Raw genomic sequence first — 16,166 nt, forward strand, 5'->3', positions numbered from 1 at the left:
GATCAGATAGAAAATAAAAAGGCCCCGAGGCGTAAGCTCCGGGGCCTTTTGCATTTCAGCGGTCAGTTACGCCGCTTTCGCTTCCGGCTGGCTCAGCGAGCGGTTCAGCGCGCTGAACAGTGCCTTGAAGCTGGCGGTGGTGATGTTCTCATCGATACCCACGCCGTGTACCGCACGTTCGCCATTCACCCGCAGCTCGATATAAGCCGCTGCCTTGGCGTTGGTGCCCGCGCCGATGGCGTGTTCGTTGTAGTCCATGATCTCCACCGGAATCGGCAGGCCGGCCACCAGTGCTTCCAGCGCACCGTTGCCCTTGCCGCGCCAGTGCAGGTTGGTTTCGCCTTGGCCCTTGCTCGCCACTTCCACTTCGACGGCGCTGTGACCGTTTTCTTCCTGCAGGCGGTGGCTGACCAGCGCATACGGGGTGTTGGCTTGCAGATACTCGGTGTGCAGCAGCGAGTGGATCTGCTGGGCGGTCATTTCCAGGCCCAGGCGATCGGTTTCGCGCTGTACGACCTGGCTGAACTCGATCTGCATGCGACGTGGCAGGCTGATGCCGTATTCCTGTTCCAGCAGATAGGCGATGCCGCCCTTGCCCGACTGGCTGTTGACGCGGATCACCGCCTCGTAGCTGCGGCCGATGTCGGCCGGGTCGATCGGCAGATACGGTACTTCCCACAGTGCATCGGATTTCTGCTGGGCGAAGCCCTTGCGGATCGCGTCCTGGTGGGAGCCGGAGAACGCGGTGTGCACCAGATCGCCGACGTACGGATGACGAGGGTGAACCTGAATCTGGTTGCACTCTTCGACGACCTTGCGCACGCCGTCGATGTCGGAGAAGTCCAGCTGTGGGTCAAGGCCTTGGGTGTACATGTTCAGTGCCACGGTGACGAGATCGACGTTGCCGGTACGTTCGCCGTTGCCGAACAGGCAGCCTTCGACGCGGTCGGCGCCGGCCATCAGGCCCAGTTCGGTGGCGGCCACGCCGGTGCCGCGGTCGTTGTGGGTGTGCAGGCTGATGATTACGCTGTCACGACGATTGATGTTGCGGTGGAACCACTCGATCTGGTCGGCGTAGACATTCGGGGTGGCGCATTCAACGGTGGCCGGCAGGTTGAGGATGATCTTGTGCTCGGGCGTCGGGTTCCAGACCTCGATCACGGCATCACAGACTTCCTTGGCGAATTCCAGCTCGGTGGCGCTGAAGGTTTCCGGCGAGTATTCGAAAGTCCACTCGGTCTCTGGCTGCAGGGCTGCGTATTTGACGAACAGCTTGGCAGCGTTCACCGCGATGGCCTTGATCCCGTCCTTGTCCTGATTGAACACAATGCGACGGAAGGACGGCGAGGTGGCGTTGTACAGGTGAACGATGGCTTTCTTCGCCCCGCGCAGGGATTCGAAGGTGCGCTCGATCAGGTCTTCACGGCCCTGGGTCAACACCTGGATGGTGGTGTCGTCCGGGATGTGGCCGTCCTCGATCAGCGTGCGCACGAAGTCGAAGTCCGTCTGCGACGCGGCAGGGAACGATGCCTCGATTTCCTTCACGCCTACCTGCACCAGGGTTTTCCAGAAGCGCAGCTTTTTCACCGAGTCCATCGGCTCGATCAGCGACTGGTTGCCGTCACGCAGGTCGGAACTGCACCAGATCGGCGCGGCATCGATGGTTTTCGACGGCCAGGTGCGATCAGGCAGGTTGATCACAGGAAACGGGCGGTATTTCGAAGACGGGTCTTTGAGCATGCTCATCGGGAAATTCCTTATTGTCTGGGCCGAAAAGAGGCGGCCTGCCGGTGGAACGAACGTTCTTGGAAAAGCGTGGGACGAGGCGCAGCGATTCAGCCGGGCAGTCGTGCGCTGACGAGGCACAGACTGCGGTGCTGGCGAAGCTGAATAAGGGTGTGAGAGGTTTTCATGCTTTCAACCCTAACCGCGGGGAATGAGGATGGCAAGCAGTCGAAAAAAATTGAGAGGAATACCCGGAAAGCGGATTTTTCCGAGATTTTATTCTTTGAATTAGAGGGATTGTTTACAGAGATTGCGCAGTCCTTTCGTCGTGCGCAATCCCTGTGGGAGCGAGCTTGCTCGCGATGAGGCCAGTCGCCTCACCCGTAAATCAAGGCTGGAACGCCCCAATGAAAATTGCCGGATCGACTCGCGCATCGTTCAGGCTGACGTTCCAGTGCATGTGTGGCCCGGTGGCCCGGCCTGTGGCGCCGACCTTGCCAACCACCGCGCCGCGAGCCAGTTGCTGGCCGTTCTGCACATCGATCTTCGACATGTGGCAGAACATGCTGATGAAGCCCTGGCCGTGGTCGACGAACACGGTGTTGCCGTTGAAGAAGTAATTGCCGATCAGGATCACCTTGCCCGCAGCCGGGGTCTTGATCGGTGTGCCCGCCGGTACTGCGAAGTCCAGGCCCGCATGGGGATTGCGCTCTTCGCCGTTGAAGAAACGGCGAACGCCAAACTTGCTCGACAGCGGTCCGTTGACCGGCTTGTCCAGCAGCAGGTTGCTTGGCGTGTTCGGGCTGAAACTGCGGTAGGCCTTGATCTGCTCGGCCAGCTCGCCCTCGATGCGCTTGAGGTTGGCCGGGTTCGGATTGACCTGTTGCGTATTCTTCAGCGTGATGTGCTGTTCCGGGTATTTCTTGTTGCCGACGGTGAAGTTCAGGTTTCGGCCGCCGCTGCTGATTTGCTGAACGCCGGGTTTGACGGTCAGCGGCACGCCGACAATCGCCAGCCAGTTGTACTGCTCCTTGACCACCAATACCGGCTTGCCCTGATACGTGGCTTTCGGCGCCTGCGCGGCGCTGCCCAGGTCGACGACCGCCACGCCGCCCGGCACCGGTTTGTTCAGCAGGCGGGTGATGTAGCTGTCCGCGTGGGCATTGAAAGTCAGGCACAGCAATAACAGCGGAGCGAGAAAGCGCGGCATGGATCAGTCCAGTAAAGAAAGGGTGACGGGCGTCAGGTGATTGTCCTCGACGCGTACTTGCAGTTCGCCTTCGCCCAGTCTGGCCTTCAGGCGCTGCCCGGTCCGGGTTTGTGATGCGCTGCGGATCGCGTGGCCATGCTCGTCGAGCAGAATGCTGTAGCCACGGCCGAGGGTGGCCAACGGGCTGACGACATGCAGCGTCTGCATCTGGCTGTGCAATTGCAGGCGTCGGTTTTTCAGGCCTTCGCGCATGGCGCGGGGCAGGCGTTCGGCAAGGCTGTCGAGGCGCTGGCGTAACAGGGCCAGTTGCCGTCCGGGATGCTGTCCGGCGAGGCGGGTTTCCAGGCGGATCAGGCGTTCGCGGCGGGTATTGAGCTGGCGTTCGAACGCCCGGCGCAGGCGCATGTCCAGATCATCCAGACGCTGTGCCTGCTGACGCAGTCGTTCGCCGGGGTGTCGCAAGCGACGGGCCATGCCTTCAAGGCGCAGGCGATCACGCATCAGACGGTCGCGCATGCGCATCACCAGTCGGCGATGCAGGCTTTCGACCTGACGGATCAGGTGGCTGGAGTCCGGAGCAAGCAGTTCGGCGGCCGCAGACGGTGTCGGCGCACGCACGTCCGCCACGAAATCGCTGATCGACACATCGGTTTCATGGCCGACTGCGCTGACAATCGGCGTGACACAGGCATCCACTGCCCGGGCCACGGCTTCTTCGTTGAAGCACCACAGGTCTTCCAGCGAACCGCCGCCACGGGCCAGGATCAGTGCGTCGAAACCACGGGCGTCGGCCAGTTTCAGGGCGCGGACGATCTGCGTCGTGGCTTCCCGCCCTTGAACGGCCGTCGGGATCAGCGTGAGTCTGACCTGCGGTGCCCGGCGACGGAACACGCTGATGATGTCGCGGATCACCGCGCCGGTCGGCGAGCTGATGATGCCGATGTGCTGCGGATGGGCCGGCAATGGCACCTTGCGCTCGGCACTGAACAGGCCTTCGGCGCTGAGCTTTTCCTTCAGTGCATCGAACGCCAGACGCAGGGCGCCGTCGCCGGCCGGCTCCACGGTGTCGAGGATCAGCTGGTAGTCGCCACGGCCTTCGAACAGTGAAACCTTGCCGCGCACCTTGACCGCCAGGCCGTCCTTCAAAGCCTGACGCACGCGCACGGCGTTCTGCCGGAACAGCGCGCAACGTACCTGCGCACCGCTGTCCTTGAGTGTGAAGTACACGTGGCCGGACGCCGGGCGGGCGAGGTTGGAGATTTCGCCTTCGACCCAGATGTTGCTGAACACGTCTTCGAGCAACACCCGCGCACGGCCGTTGAGCTGGCTGACGGTCAGGACCTCGCGGTCCAGGCCGAGTCTTGCAAAGGGATCTTTAATCATGGGGCGCAGTTTAAAGGCTTTCGCCGCTGAATGTCTGGAGGAAGTGTTGCACCAGTGGCGTGGGATCTTGCCGAAAGGCGAGGGCGACAGTGCTCTGGCAATCCCCCGTCAGCGGCACAAATCTCACACCGGCGGGCGCGATGTCCTGCATCGATGCCGGTAGCAGAGCGATGCCGAATCCGGCCTGGATCAACTGTAGCTGCGTGGTTTTGCGTGACATCACCGGCGCTGCCTGCGGGAAGAACCCGTGACGCATGCACAGGTCGGCGCACAAATAGCTCAGCCCACCACGTTGCGGATGCGGGATGGAAATGAACGCTTCGCCTTTCAACTGCGCCAGATCTACTGCCTGCGCCAACGCCAGTCGATGATTCGCCGGCACGGCAAGCAGCAAACGCTCGGTGTACAGCGGAACAATCTGAATACTTTCGCGCTGGCGCAGCACCGGAAGACGCAGCAAACCGATGTCGAGTCGACCCTCGGCGAGTTCTTCGAGCTGTGCCTCCGAAGAGAGCGTGCCGATGTCCAGTGAAACTCCGGGTTGCTGCGCCAGGTAAGTACTCATGTCGTGCAATAGTCGACCGCTGATCGGCACGGTGCTGGAGTGACACAGGCGCAAGGTGCCACGCTGGCCGTGGCCGATTTCCGTGGCCAGGGTGCTGGCCTTGTTCAATTCATTGAGCAGGTTTCTCGCCCGGGGCAAAAAAGCTTCACCAGCCGCAGTGAGGCGGGGCTGGCGCGCCGTGCGTTCGAACAGCGGCGTTTGCAGGCGGGTTTCCATGTCCTTGATCTGCCGGCTCAGCGCCGACTGGGCGATGAACAGGCGTTCGGCGGCAGCGCTGAAGCTGCCGCACTCGGCAATTTCCACGAAGTAGCGCAATTGGCGGGTTGAAAGCACAAGGTATGCCTTTTCGAGATGGCTTGATGGTTTCGATGATATTAGTCGCATCTCTCGGCGCTGGCTAAAGTCATGGCTGGCTTATTAAAGGAAGCGAGCGGATGAGTGTGGCGGGGTTGTTGAACGAATGGTCGTGGGGCTTCGGAGGCTGGGCGGTTGTCGGGCTGGGCGTCGCGCTGGCTTATATCGTGTTCGGCATTGCCGGTTTCGGTACGGCCCTGGTGGCGGGCCCGATCCTGATTCTGTTCATGCCACTGTCGAAGATCGTGCCGTTGTTGGTGCTGCTGGATTTCATCGCGGCGTTTGGCAATCTGCTGCCGTCGCGGCGTGATGTGGTGAAGCCGGAGTTGCTGCGGTTGCTGCCGTGCATGGCGGTGGGGTGCACGCTGGGGGTGATTTTCCTGCTTAACCTCAAGTCCGATCTGCTGCTGTTGCTGATGGGGCTGTTCATCAGTGCCTACGCGGTTTACAGCTTGTGGATCAAGGCGCGGCCGGCGCGGTTGTCCGCCGGGTGGGCGTTGCCCATGGGCACGGTGGGCGGGCTGTTCGGGGCGTTGTTCGGCAGTGGCGGCTTTCTTTATGCGATCTACCTCAACAGCCGACTGCCCAAGGATGCGGCACGGGCCACGCAAAGTGCGCTGATCAGTTGCAGCACGGTGGTGCGTTTGAGCCTGTTCGCCGTCGCAGGGGTGTATGCCGAGCTACCCTTGTTGATGCTTGCGCTGTGCCTGTTGCCGGCCATGGCGCTGGGTTTGTGGATTGGACGGCGGCTGACGATGCGATTGTCCCGCGAGGCCTTTGTGCGTCTGGTGACGTGGCTGGTGCTGGCGAGCGGCTTGGCGCTGATCGGCCGCTATTTAAGCACTTGACCGGATTGCCTCAGGGATTAAGCTGCCGGCCTTTAGGGCCTCTTCGCGAGCAAGCTCGCTCCCACAGGGTTATGCATCCAGGGTGGGAGCGAGCTTGCTCGCGAAAGCGTCAGAAGCCACACCGCAGGACTTTCCATGAATTCCCAAAGCATCATCGTCCCGAAAATCTCCAACCTGCCGGTGCATGAGCCCCGCGCCCGGGCGATCCTGCGCTGGCTGGTGCGCAAGAACATCGTCAAGGAAGAACTGAGCACCTGTGGACGCACCGGCAATCGCATGGCCTACGCCATCGCCGATGGCGCCCGAGCGGTGGTGCTGCATCCGGAGGCGCTGCCGTTCGGCGAGCCGATCAATGGTCTGGAGATCGTCACCAAGCGCTGCATCTATACCCCGGCCAAGGGCTTTCTCGAAGAGGCCGGTTGTGCCGAATGCCGTCAGGAGATCGGCGAAGCACTGTTCGAAAGCCTGGAAGACTGGATGCCGGGTCGCACCGACAACTTCATCTGCCCGGAGTGCGGGCATGAAGACGACATCAACGGCTTTCTGTATTTGCAGGAGTGCGCATTTTCCAACCTGGGTTTCATCTTCAACAACTGGCTGGAAGCGGGGTTCAAGCAGAGTTTCATCGACGAATTCGCCGACTGGCTGGATCAACCGGTGAGCTGGGTCAAGGTAGAGCTTTAGGGGGCGCTTTTTCCGTACATCAGCAACATTGATATAAGACAAGTTTTGCATTGAACCCGAGGGGGTGTCTGACTATAATGGCGCGCTTCCATTTTCCCGCCCGGGAGCCCCCGCGATGCTGCGTATCAGCCAAGAAGCTCTGACATTCGACGACATTCTCCTAGTGCCCGGTTATTCCGAGGTGCTTCCTAACGAAGTCAGTCTGAAGACCCGCCTTACCCGTGGCATCGAGCTGAACATTCCTCTGGTTTCTGCCGCCATGGACACCGTCACCGAAGCCCGTCTGGCAATCGCCATGGCTCAGGAAGGTGGCATCGGCATTATCCACAAGAACATGACCATCGAGCAGCAAGCTGCCGAAGTTCGCAAGGTCAAGAAGTTCGAAGCCGGTGTGGTCAAGGACCCGATCACCATCGAGGCTGACGCCACGGTACGTGATCTGTTCGAACTGACCCGCATGCACAACATTTCCGGCGTTCCGGTGCTGCACGATGGCGACCTGGTCGGCATCGTCACCTCCCGTGACGTGCGTTTCGAAACCCGTCTGGATGCCACCGTCCGTGAAGTGATGACGCCGAAAGAGCGTCTGGTCACTGTCCGCGAAGGCGCCGACAAGAACGAAGTCCGCGAGCTGCTGCACAAGCACCGTCTGGAAAAAGTCCTGATCGTCGATGACAAGTTCGCCCTCAAGGGCATGATGACCGTCAAGGACATCGAGAAGTCCAAGGCCTACCCGCTGGCCAGCAAGGACGACCAGGGTCGTCTGCGTGTCGGCGCTGCGGTCGGTACCGGCAAAGACACCGGTGACCGCGTTGCCGCCCTGGTCAATGCCGGCGTGGACGTGGTCGTGGTCGACACCGCTCACGGTCACTCCAAGGGTGTGATCGACCGCGTCCGCTGGGTCAAGGAGAATTTCCCTGAAGTGCAGGTGATCGGCGGCAACATCGCCACCGGCGCAGCCGCCAAGGCCCTGGCCGAAGCCGGTGCCGATGCTGTCAAGGTCGGTATCGGCCCGGGCTCGATCTGCACAACCCGTATCGTCGCCGGTGTCGGCGTTCCGCAAATCAGTGCCATCGCCAACGTCGCCGCTGCCCTGGAAGGCACCGGTGTTCCGTTGATCGCCGACGGCGGCATCCGTTTCTCCGGTGACCTGTCCAAGGCCATCGTGGCCGGTGCGTCCTGCGTGATGATGGGTTCGATGTTCGCCGGTACCGAAGAGGCGCCGGGCGAGATCGAACTGTTCCAGGGGCGTTCCTACAAGGCTTACCGCGGCATGGGTTCGCTGGGCGCCATGTCCCAGGCTCAAGGCTCCTCCGACCGTTACTTCCAGGACTCCTCGGCCGGTGCCGAGAAGCTGGTTCCGGAAGGGATCGAAGGCCGTGTTCCTTACAAGGGCACCCTGAGCGCGATCATTCACCAGTTGATGGGCGGTCTGCGTTCCTCGATGGGTTACACCGGCAGCGCCAACATCGAAGAAATGCGCACCAAGCCCGAGTTCGTGCGGATCACCGGTGCCGGCATGGCCGAATCCCACGTCCACGACGTGCAGATCACCAAGGAAGCGCCAAACTACCGCGTAGGTTGAGGCTTCAAGCAAAACGTCAAATGACCGGGGCTGTTTTATTCAGCCCCGAGTCGTTTCTGAATCAAGACTGTTTCTGAATTACTTAGACGAGACTGAATCATGGCCCTCGACATTCACGCTCACCGCATCCTGATCCTCGACTTCGGTTCGCAATACACCCAACTGATCGCTCGCCGTGTGCGCGAGATCGGTGTGTACTGCGAACTGCACCCGTTCGACATGGACGAGGATGCGATCCGCGAATTCGCTCCAAAAGGCGTGATCCTCGCCGGCGGTCCCGAGTCCGTGCACGAAGCCAACAGCCCGCGCTGCCCACAAGCGGTGTTCGACCTGGGGGTACCGGTCTTCGGTATCTGCTACGGCATGCAGACCATGGCCGAGCAACTGGGCGGCAAGGTTGAAGGTTCCGAGCTGCGTGAGTTCGGTTACGCCCGCGTTGACGTGGTCGGCAAGAGCCGCCTGCTCGACGGCATCGAAGACCACATCGACGCCGACGGCCTGTTCGGCCTCGACGTATGGATGAGCCACGGTGACAAGGTCACCAAAATGCCGGGTGATTTCCATATCCTGGCCAGCACCCCGAGCTGCCCGATCGCCGGCATGTTCAACGACGAACGCGCTTACTACGGCGTGCAGTTCCACCCGGAAGTGACTCACACCAAGCAGGGTGGTCGCATCCTGTCGCGCTTCGTTCTCGACATCTGCGGCTGTGAAGCCCTGTGGACCCCGTCGAAGATTGCCGAAGACGCGATCGCCAACATCCGCGCGCAGGTCGGTACCGACAACGTGCTGCTGGGCCTGTCCGGCGGCGTCGATTCCTCGGTGGTCGCGGCGCTGCTGCACAAGGCCATCGGCGACCAGCTGACCTGCGTGTTCGTCGACAACGGCCTGCTGCGCTTGCACGAAGGCGACCAGGTGATGGCCATGTTCGCCGAGAACATGGGCGTCAAGGTGATCCGCGCCAACGCTGAGGACCAGTTCCTGAACAACCTGGCCGGCGAAGCCGACCCTGAGAAGAAGCGCAAGATCATCGGCCGCACCTTCATCGACGTGTTCGATGCCGAGTCCTGCAAGCTGAACAACATCAAGTACCTCGCCCAGGGCACCATCTACCCGGACGTGATCGAGTCGGCCGGCGCCAAGAGCGGCAAGGCCCACGTCATCAAGTCGCACCACAACGTGGGCGGCCTGCCGGAAGAGATGAACCTGAAACTGGTCGAGCCGCTGCGCGAACTGTTCAAGGACGAAGTTCGCCGTCTGGGCCTGGAACTGGGCCTGCCGTACGACATGGTCTACCGTCACCCGTTCCCGGGCCCGGGTCTGGGCGTGCGGATCCTCGGTGAAGTGAAGAAGGAATACGCCGACCTGCTGCGTCGCGCCGACCACATCTTCATCGAAGAACTGCGCAAGGCCGACTGGTACCACAAGGTCAGCCAGGCTTTCGTGGTGTTCCAGCCGGTGAAATCGGTGGGTGTGGTGGGTGATGGCCGTCGTTACGCCTGGGTCGTGGCCCTGCGTGCCGTGGAAACCATCGACTTCATGACCGCCCGTTGGGCCCACCTGCCTTACGAACTGCTGGAAACCGTGTCCGGCCGCATCATCAATGAAATCGAAGGCATCTCCCGCGTTACTTACGACGTGTCGAGCAAGCCGCCGGCGACGATTGAGTGGGAATGATCCCGCGTCCGGTATATACCGGCACGATCTAGCAAAAAATGCCCTGAAGCCCGCGTAATTGCGGGCTTTCGGCTTTTTGGGTCTGGCAAGTTCAGGCAGCGTTTTGCATCGCCAAGCATGGTTTTTTTATGGCATGGTACGGGGTACCAACTGCATTCGATGCCATGCATGACGCTTGATACCATGTCCCTTGTTTCAGGATGGGCATGGTATCGGGATAGCCAAGAGGCCCGGTTTTACTGGGGTTAAGCCCCATTCTCCCGCGCTTTTCAGAGCATGGTATTTTTTCATGGAATAAATGGAAGCCATGCTTACTGATACCAAGCTTCGAAACCTCAAGCCGCAAGACAAGCTCTACAAGGTGATTGACCGCGATGGCCTGTACGTGGCGGTCACACCGGCCGGCTCAATCTCCTTCCGCTACAACTACTCCATCAATGGCCGGCAGGAGACCATCACCTTCGGTCGTTATGGCTTGGGCGGGATCACCCTGGCAGAGGCACGTGAGCGGCTAGGGGAGGCGAAGAAGATGATCGCCGCAGGTAAGTCCCCTGCTAAGGAAAAGGCGCGTGCGAAGGCTCGTACCAAGGGCGCAGAGACCTTTGATGATTGGGCTGAAAAATGGCTGCGCGGCTATCAGATGGCGGACTCGACACGAGATATGCGCCGGTCAGTCTATGAGCGCGAATTGAAGCCGAAGTTTGGCAATCAGAAGCTCGCTGAAATCACTCATGAGGATCTGCGGGCGCTGACTGATGCGATAGTGGAGCGGGGGGCGCCTGCAACTGCTGTCCACTCCCGTGAGATCGTGCTACAGGTCTATCGCTGGGCCATTGAGCGTGGCCAGAAGGTTGAAAACCCAGCGGACTTAGTGAGGTCTGCCAGCATCGCCAAATTTGAGCCACGTGATCGGGCGCTGACGCCTGATGAAATTGCGCTGATGTACCAGTACATGGATCGGATCGGAACAGCGACGTCGGTTCGTGCCGCAGCCAAACTCCTGCTGCTGACGATGGTGCGCAAAAGCGAGCTGACCAATGCGACGTGGAGTGAAATCAATTTCAGCGAGGCGCTATGGACGATCCCCAAAGAGCGGATGAAGCGCCGAAACCCTCATTTGGTGTTTCTGTCCCGGCAGGCATTGGATTTCTTCATTGCGTTGAAGACCCTGGCTGGAGGTTCTGAGTACATCCTTCCGTCACGCTACGACTCCGACTTGCCAATGAGTGCAGCCACGATCAACCAGGTACTGACGCTGACCTACCGTCTTGCTCAAAAGGAAGGGGTACCTCTAGGAAAGTTCGGCCCCCACGACCTACGCCGCACAGCTAGCACGCTGCTGCATGAGGCGGGTTACAACTCTGACTGGATCGAGAAGTGTTTGGCGCACGAACAGAAGGGTGTGCGAGCCGTTTACAACAAGGCTGAATATCGCGACCAGCGCCGTGCGATGTTGCAGGATTGGGCCGATATGGTTGATGAATGGACGCTTAAGAAACCTCGCCAAACAAATGAGTAGCAAAAGGAACCCGCCAGAGACGGGTTCTTCTGTGTTCAGTCTTTACTTCGTCTCTTTTCCTCTAATTGACGCTAGTGCTTCAAATGCTCGCTCATAAACACTCACAGGAGGCTTTCCGAAACTAACGACTGATGGGGAGAGCATCTCTGAGTATTTTACAAACTTTTTTGGGTCGTTATTTGCAGCCAATAGCGCGCTAGCTTGCGAGTCATAAAGCTCCGCTAGCTGTGAGTAATACCTTATAAAGGAAACTGCTGTCTGGAATAATAGAATTGAAACAGCTATAGCACCAAATGTAAAAGCCATAGACGATACGGAGCTTGTCCATTCCGGTGTTTCTTGTACGAATGGCTGTTTCGAATACGCTGTCTGGGTGCGCTCATAGAAATTCACCAGTTGCTCAAGCTCGCTCATGTAGGCGGTGCGCTCATCGATTGTAAAACTTTCTTCCTTGACGTCTTCACCATCCATCCGCCTTCCCATGTTAATGATGCTGTCAGGATAAATTTTCTCGAGAAGATCGTTGGATTTGCGTAAAAATAATCCAGGGTCACGCATTTTGTTAAAAGAGATTTTCTCGCCAAGTTCTCGGAGTGAATATGTCTTGGTCTGACTCGAGCTAAACACAGCCGCCACTGCAAGGCTCATTAAAATTAACAAGCCCAAAGCTGTATAGAGTCTTGCTGTCCTAGATCGCTTGGCTCTCCTTTTCAAGTCTTCTATCGCTGCTGTGTAGCCTGAATTTACGTTGAGTTCCGTAGCACTTTCCATGTAATAACCGCTCTGTGTAATTTAGGTGGTTTGTATTGTGAAGCCTAAGATGGTCTGTAAATTTCCGGATTTGTAAGAGGCCGCCATGACGCATTAAGTGTGGACGCGAAAATAACTAGGCGGCCGTTTTTCTTCAGAAACAAGGGCCGGAAAAAGGGGGGGCTGCTGGTCGTGGATAACTGTTTCGCCGTTAACCATGTGCGAAATCTGGTCAGATCAAATGCAAGTGACTGGACGCGTCGAATACAAACGTTTGGGCTTATGTGTGCAATGACGCAGTTTGACTCACTCATGCTTTCGAAAGTCGAAAGCAATCAGGAATTGAGCGAAGAGCTTTGGATACTGCTTGGCGCTCGATCTCCAGTCTGCGAGCTATTTCTGACTGGTTGAAGCCGAATTTTTGCAGTACGAGGATTTGCTTTCTTCGGTCTGTCAGCTTCACGTCCACCATTAGTCGAGCGAGATTTCTTAGCTCCGCTTCGTCCGCTAAGTGTAGGGTTCGGCTAAGCATGTATCGAAAGATATACGCGTCGACGAGCTCGTCACCTGACTTTGCCTTAGGCTCTGCTCGTATCGCGCATTGTCTGCTCAATCTCGCCAGTTCAACGTCAAACTGCGCTACGGCCCTCTTTGCTTGCCTATACGCAGGATTCCAGCTGCCATCATGCGTCTTTGGACGATGCGTTGTGCAATAAAGGTTGCTCAAGCGTAGGTGCTCGTCGGGGTCGCGCTGACCCTTACCGGTAGCGAAGGATGCTAGCTCGGCTTGACTGCCACAGAACCTACAAAAGCCTTTCAAGCGCTGGTTGTTTAAGCCGCCTACATCTTCAGATGACGGTTTCTTGCGCTTACATGCCATCACCAATTCGATCAGCGTCTCGAGCGTCGCAGTAAAGCAGCGATCTTTCTTCGACTGTTGGTCGTGGGTCAAAACAAAGGCACGTAGCAGTTGCCGCTGCAAGCGGATCATGGCGGGAAACCCTACCAGTTTCATGATCGCACTGAACGCCACGCCTGTACCGGCTCCGGGTATATGCCCTTGGTAGCGCGCAGGAATCTCTTTGGCGTACGCCGCTACGGCCGGGTCGATTAGCTCCTCTACCAGCCTTGCGATTGGATAGCGTTTCGAGGCCGTGGAGTAGGCGCTCCATCGGTCACGGAACTGTTCTATCGCCTCTGCAACGGTGGCGTTACACCCTTCCCAAATAGCTATGGTTGATTGTTTTTTCATGTCAACCATTTTAGCCAATCATTCCGTCGAAGCAATAGGCACCCAAAGGCACGATCAGGCACTCATTCGCAGTGACTGGTAGGGCCTAGCAATGCATACATTGAATAGAAAACTCATCGACAAAAAGACGCTCCTGACGATGATTCCGCTGTGTGAGCGCACCATCTATAACTTTGAGATGAAGGGCAAATTCCCGCGCCGAATTGCGTTGAGTAGCCGCAAGGTCGTCTGGGATTTAGCTGAGGTTGAACAGTGGATAGATACATGCAAGGAGGGAGGCCCAGCGCGTAGGCCGGGAAGGGCGGTCTAAGCGGTGCGGGGTGCTATCCCGCAGCTTGCGCTGTTCAGTCCCGGGGACGAGGCGCAGATGTATCACGATAGTACTAGGAGCGGATTTTTCTCATTGCTCGTCGATTCTCGTGGTGGAAAGCGGCAGTCCTCTCATCGCTTGGCCGACATGCCAAAGGTGCTCAATCTGTTGGACAAAAAGATTGACACTTGGATTTCGCAGGCTGAGTTCATCCGGCCCAATCGGCGTGTCGTCAATCTGTTGCGGCTGGGGCTGCTGTTCGCTGACCTAGATACCTACCGCGTGCCCGCGCTGGCCAGCCGTAAGCCCGACGAGCTGGCCGCCTCGGTGCTGTTCCTATGCGCCGACACGGGGTTACCCGCGCCCTCGATACTGATCTACAGCGGCCGAGGCATACAGGCCAAATGGCTGCTTGAGGGTACGATACCTCGCCAAGCCTTACCTCGCTGGAACGCCTGCCAACGCTACCTTGTAGATCGCCTTACCCACGTCGGCGCCGATCCCATGGCCAAGGACGCTAGCCGAGTGCTGCGCACCGTGGAGACAGTCAACAGCAAGAGCGGCGAGGTCTGCCGCGTAGTTCACGTCCAAAGCGGCAATGACGGCCAGCCGATCCGCTACAACTTCGAGTATCTGGCCGAGGCGCTGCTACCGGCTGCTCGCTGGACTATCGAGCAGCAACGGCAAGAACAGGCCGAACGCCGTGCCAAGAAAAAGCGTTTCCTTTTGGTGCCCGGAGGCAAAGCTGACAATCTGCGTGGATTCTCAGGCCGGCAGCTTGCTTGGGATCGTCTCGAAGACCTGCGCAAGCTTGCCGAGTTGCGTGGTGGCGTCGGAGAAGGCAGCCGTATGCAGCACCTGTTTTGGCGGCTCAACTTCCTACTGCTGTCCGGGGCGACCAACAGCAAGCAGATGTACCACGAAGCGGCAGCGCTGGCCCGCGAACTCGATCCGCAGTGGAACAGCCGTTCCAAGGAATTAATGACGCTGTTCAGCAAGGCCAAAGCCTACGAGGCCGGGGAGAAAGTCACCTTTGGTGGCAAGGAGTTCGCGCCCCTTTACACGCCCAAGAACGACACCCTTATCAACCTGTTCAGAATCACCGCCGAGGAACAGCGGCAGCTCAAAACCATCGTCAGCCAGGTCGAGGCCGCGGAACGTCACAGGAAGCGCGAGGAAGCGCGCCGACGCGCCGCAGGTGCGGTAGGCCGGGAAACCTACGAACAAGCGTCCCTGACCCGCCAGAAGCCTTGGGAGGCCCTTGGGATGAGTCGCCGCAGTTGGTATCGAGCAGGTAAGCCAACGGCCTAGGAGGCTGAGACAAGTCCGTGCGTATTACACACAGAAAACTCTTGGGCTTTTGATATCAACACAGCCTGGTTTGCACCAAAGGCGGAGGGATCACCGGGATAGCGGTAGTTGGCACAAGTCCGTGCGTATTACTAATGGCGAAGCCCCCGGGGTTTTGACGGCGGCCCATTCGCGCAGGTTATCCGCAGCCTCGCTTCACCGATTCTTCTTCCTTTGAGGGATGTTCAAAGTTCGTGCGTATTACTAATGTTGCTAATAGCTCATCGCTGAAAATGGGCGGGGAGTGGCGATGCTCCCGCCCTTACTGCTGGATGAGCTACTGGTGATTCTCGGGGGCCTCTCGCCTTTGAGCTTTTTGCACCGTTCGTATCGCCCTCACCATTTGTTGGGCCTGGGCTGCACTGCTCTTGCTACCCAGCAAAGGCAGGCGATTCAGATGCTGCGCTCCGGAAAACATGTGAAAGGAGGCTGAAAGAGCCAGCGGGCTAACTCGTAGCTGCAAAGCAGTCCATTGTTGATCCAGTCTATCGAGCAATGGTCCATGGCCTTTGCTGCGTAGCCACCTGCCGAGCGCCCACAAGGCGATTGCGGAGGTCGATGCGAACACGGCGAATGCTGCGAACTTCAAAATTGCGATCATGGTTGTTTCTCCAGTGGGTCGTTGCTTGAGGCCATTCCCGACACGTTTAGAGATGCCAGTTGGCTGGTAGCGGAATTGTTTTCAGAGTCCGGACGTATAAGGTTGGAATCTGCTTCTGAAGCATTCCTGCCTTGGGCTAGAGCTGTTGCACTGGTGTCATCAGAAGCTGGTGAAGAGCCGGCACCAAGAGAAAAAGAGTGCGCGTTTTCCATGCCCGGCACGGCCATTGAGGCCATCACCCCGAGTGCCTTTGCTCCGCCATTGGCTGCTTGGGAAAGTGCGCTGCCGAAACTGACGACGCTTCCTTGCTGAGTCGCTTGTTGGTCTTTGTCATTGCTGCCCTGGGCGTTTTT

14 protein-coding genes and 1 pseudogene are annotated in these 16,166 nt (G+C 58.6%); 7 read left to right on the top strand and 8 right to left on the bottom strand.

Annotated features, from left to right (window positions below; all coding sequences use genetic code 11):
• Positions 1-66: 66 nt before the first annotated feature.
• The 4 genes from leuA to BBF94_RS18755 form a co-directional block, all read right to left on the bottom strand.
• Positions 67-1,746 (bottom strand): 2-isopropylmalate synthase, encoded by a 1,680-nt coding sequence (gene leuA / locus BBF94_RS18740; RefSeq protein ID WP_065260470.1) that lies wholly within the window; start codon positions 1,744-1,746, stop codon positions 67-69.
• A 367-nt stretch (positions 1,747-2,113) separates the two neighbouring features.
• Entirely contained in the window at positions 2,114-2,935 is an 822-nt protein-coding gene (locus BBF94_RS18745; RefSeq protein ID WP_065260471.1) for a peptidoglycan DD-metalloendopeptidase family protein, read from the bottom strand.
• A gap of 3 nt (positions 2,936-2,938) precedes the next feature.
• Positions 2,939-4,318: an exodeoxyribonuclease VII large subunit gene (gene xseA, locus BBF94_RS18750; RefSeq protein ID WP_065260472.1), complete on the bottom strand. Its 1,380-nt coding sequence runs from the start codon at positions 4,316-4,318 to the stop codon at positions 2,939-2,941.
• 10 nt (positions 4,319-4,328) lie between these two features.
• Positions 4,329-5,216 (bottom strand): LysR family transcriptional regulator, encoded by an 888-nt coding sequence (locus tag BBF94_RS18755; protein WP_065260473.1) that lies wholly within the window; start codon positions 5,214-5,216, stop codon positions 4,329-4,331.
• 101 nt (positions 5,217-5,317) lie between these two features.
• Between BBF94_RS18755 and BBF94_RS18760 the strand changes: the two genes are divergently transcribed.
• From BBF94_RS18760 to BBF94_RS18780, 5 genes are all read left to right on the top strand, one after another.
• The gene (locus BBF94_RS18760; RefSeq protein WP_065260474.1) at positions 5,318-6,085 is read left to right on the top strand and encodes a sulfite exporter TauE/SafE family protein; all 768 of its coding nucleotides are present in this window, start codon (positions 5,318-5,320) and stop codon (positions 6,083-6,085) included.
• Between the two features lie 135 nt (positions 6,086-6,220).
• Positions 6,221-6,769 carry a sugar ABC transporter ATPase gene (locus BBF94_RS18765; protein WP_065260475.1) on the top strand — a complete coding sequence of 183 codons (549 nt, stop codon included), beginning with the start codon at positions 6,221-6,223 and terminating at the stop codon, positions 6,767-6,769.
• Between the two features lie 115 nt (positions 6,770-6,884).
• Complete coding sequence (guaB, locus tag BBF94_RS18770) at positions 6,885-8,354, top strand: IMP dehydrogenase (protein ID WP_065260476.1); 1,470 nt, start codon at positions 6,885-6,887, stop codon at positions 8,352-8,354.
• 99 nt (positions 8,355-8,453) lie between these two features.
• Positions 8,454-10,031 carry a glutamine-hydrolyzing GMP synthase gene (guaA, locus tag BBF94_RS18775; RefSeq protein ID WP_065260477.1) on the top strand — a complete coding sequence of 526 codons (1,578 nt, stop codon included), beginning with the start codon at positions 8,454-8,456 and terminating at the stop codon, positions 10,029-10,031.
• Between the two features lie 307 nt (positions 10,032-10,338).
• Positions 10,339-11,550 (top strand): tyrosine-type recombinase/integrase, encoded by a 1,212-nt coding sequence (locus BBF94_RS18780; protein ID WP_065260481.1) that lies wholly within the window; start codon positions 10,339-10,341, stop codon positions 11,548-11,550.
• 42 nt (positions 11,551-11,592) lie between these two features.
• Here the strand turns inward: BBF94_RS18780 and BBF94_RS18785 are convergent, their stop codons facing one another.
• Positions 11,593-12,321 (bottom strand): hypothetical protein, encoded by a 729-nt coding sequence (locus BBF94_RS18785; RefSeq protein WP_141676601.1) that lies wholly within the window; start codon positions 12,319-12,321, stop codon positions 11,593-11,595.
• Between the two features lie 289 nt (positions 12,322-12,610).
• Positions 12,611-13,561, bottom strand: a complete 951-nt coding sequence (locus BBF94_RS18790) for a LuxR family transcriptional regulator (protein WP_065260479.1) — start codon at positions 13,559-13,561, stop codon at positions 12,611-12,613.
• Positions 13,562-13,643: 82 nt separating this feature from the next.
• Here BBF94_RS18790 and BBF94_RS18795 point away from each other — a divergent pair, with 82 nt between their 5' ends.
• Both BBF94_RS18795 and BBF94_RS18800 read left to right on the top strand, forming a co-directional pair.
• Entirely contained in the window at positions 13,644-13,862 is a 219-nt protein-coding gene (locus BBF94_RS18795) for a helix-turn-helix transcriptional regulator (protein ID WP_055135788.1), read from the top strand.
• 57 nt (positions 13,863-13,919) lie between these two features.
• Complete coding sequence (locus BBF94_RS18800; protein WP_065260482.1) at positions 13,920-15,173, top strand: replication protein; 1,254 nt, start codon at positions 13,920-13,922, stop codon at positions 15,171-15,173.
• Between the two features lie 316 nt (positions 15,174-15,489).
• Here the strand turns inward: BBF94_RS18800 and BBF94_RS28190 are convergent, their stop codons facing one another.
• Together BBF94_RS28190 and BBF94_RS27290 are read right to left on the bottom strand one after the other, a co-directional pair.
• Entirely contained in the window at positions 15,490-15,813 is a 324-nt protein-coding gene (locus tag BBF94_RS28190; protein WP_065260480.1) for a hypothetical protein, read from the bottom strand.
• Positions 15,810-16,166 (bottom strand): annotated as a pseudogene (locus BBF94_RS27290) (P-type conjugative transfer protein TrbL); the annotation flags it as partial. The pseudogene BBF94_RS27290 and the gene BBF94_RS28190, both read right to left, overlap by 4 nt.

The organism is Pseudomonas bananamidigenes (assembly GCF_001679645.1).
GTDB lineage: Bacteria > Pseudomonadota > Gammaproteobacteria > Pseudomonadales > Pseudomonadaceae > Aquipseudomonas > Aquipseudomonas bananamidigenes.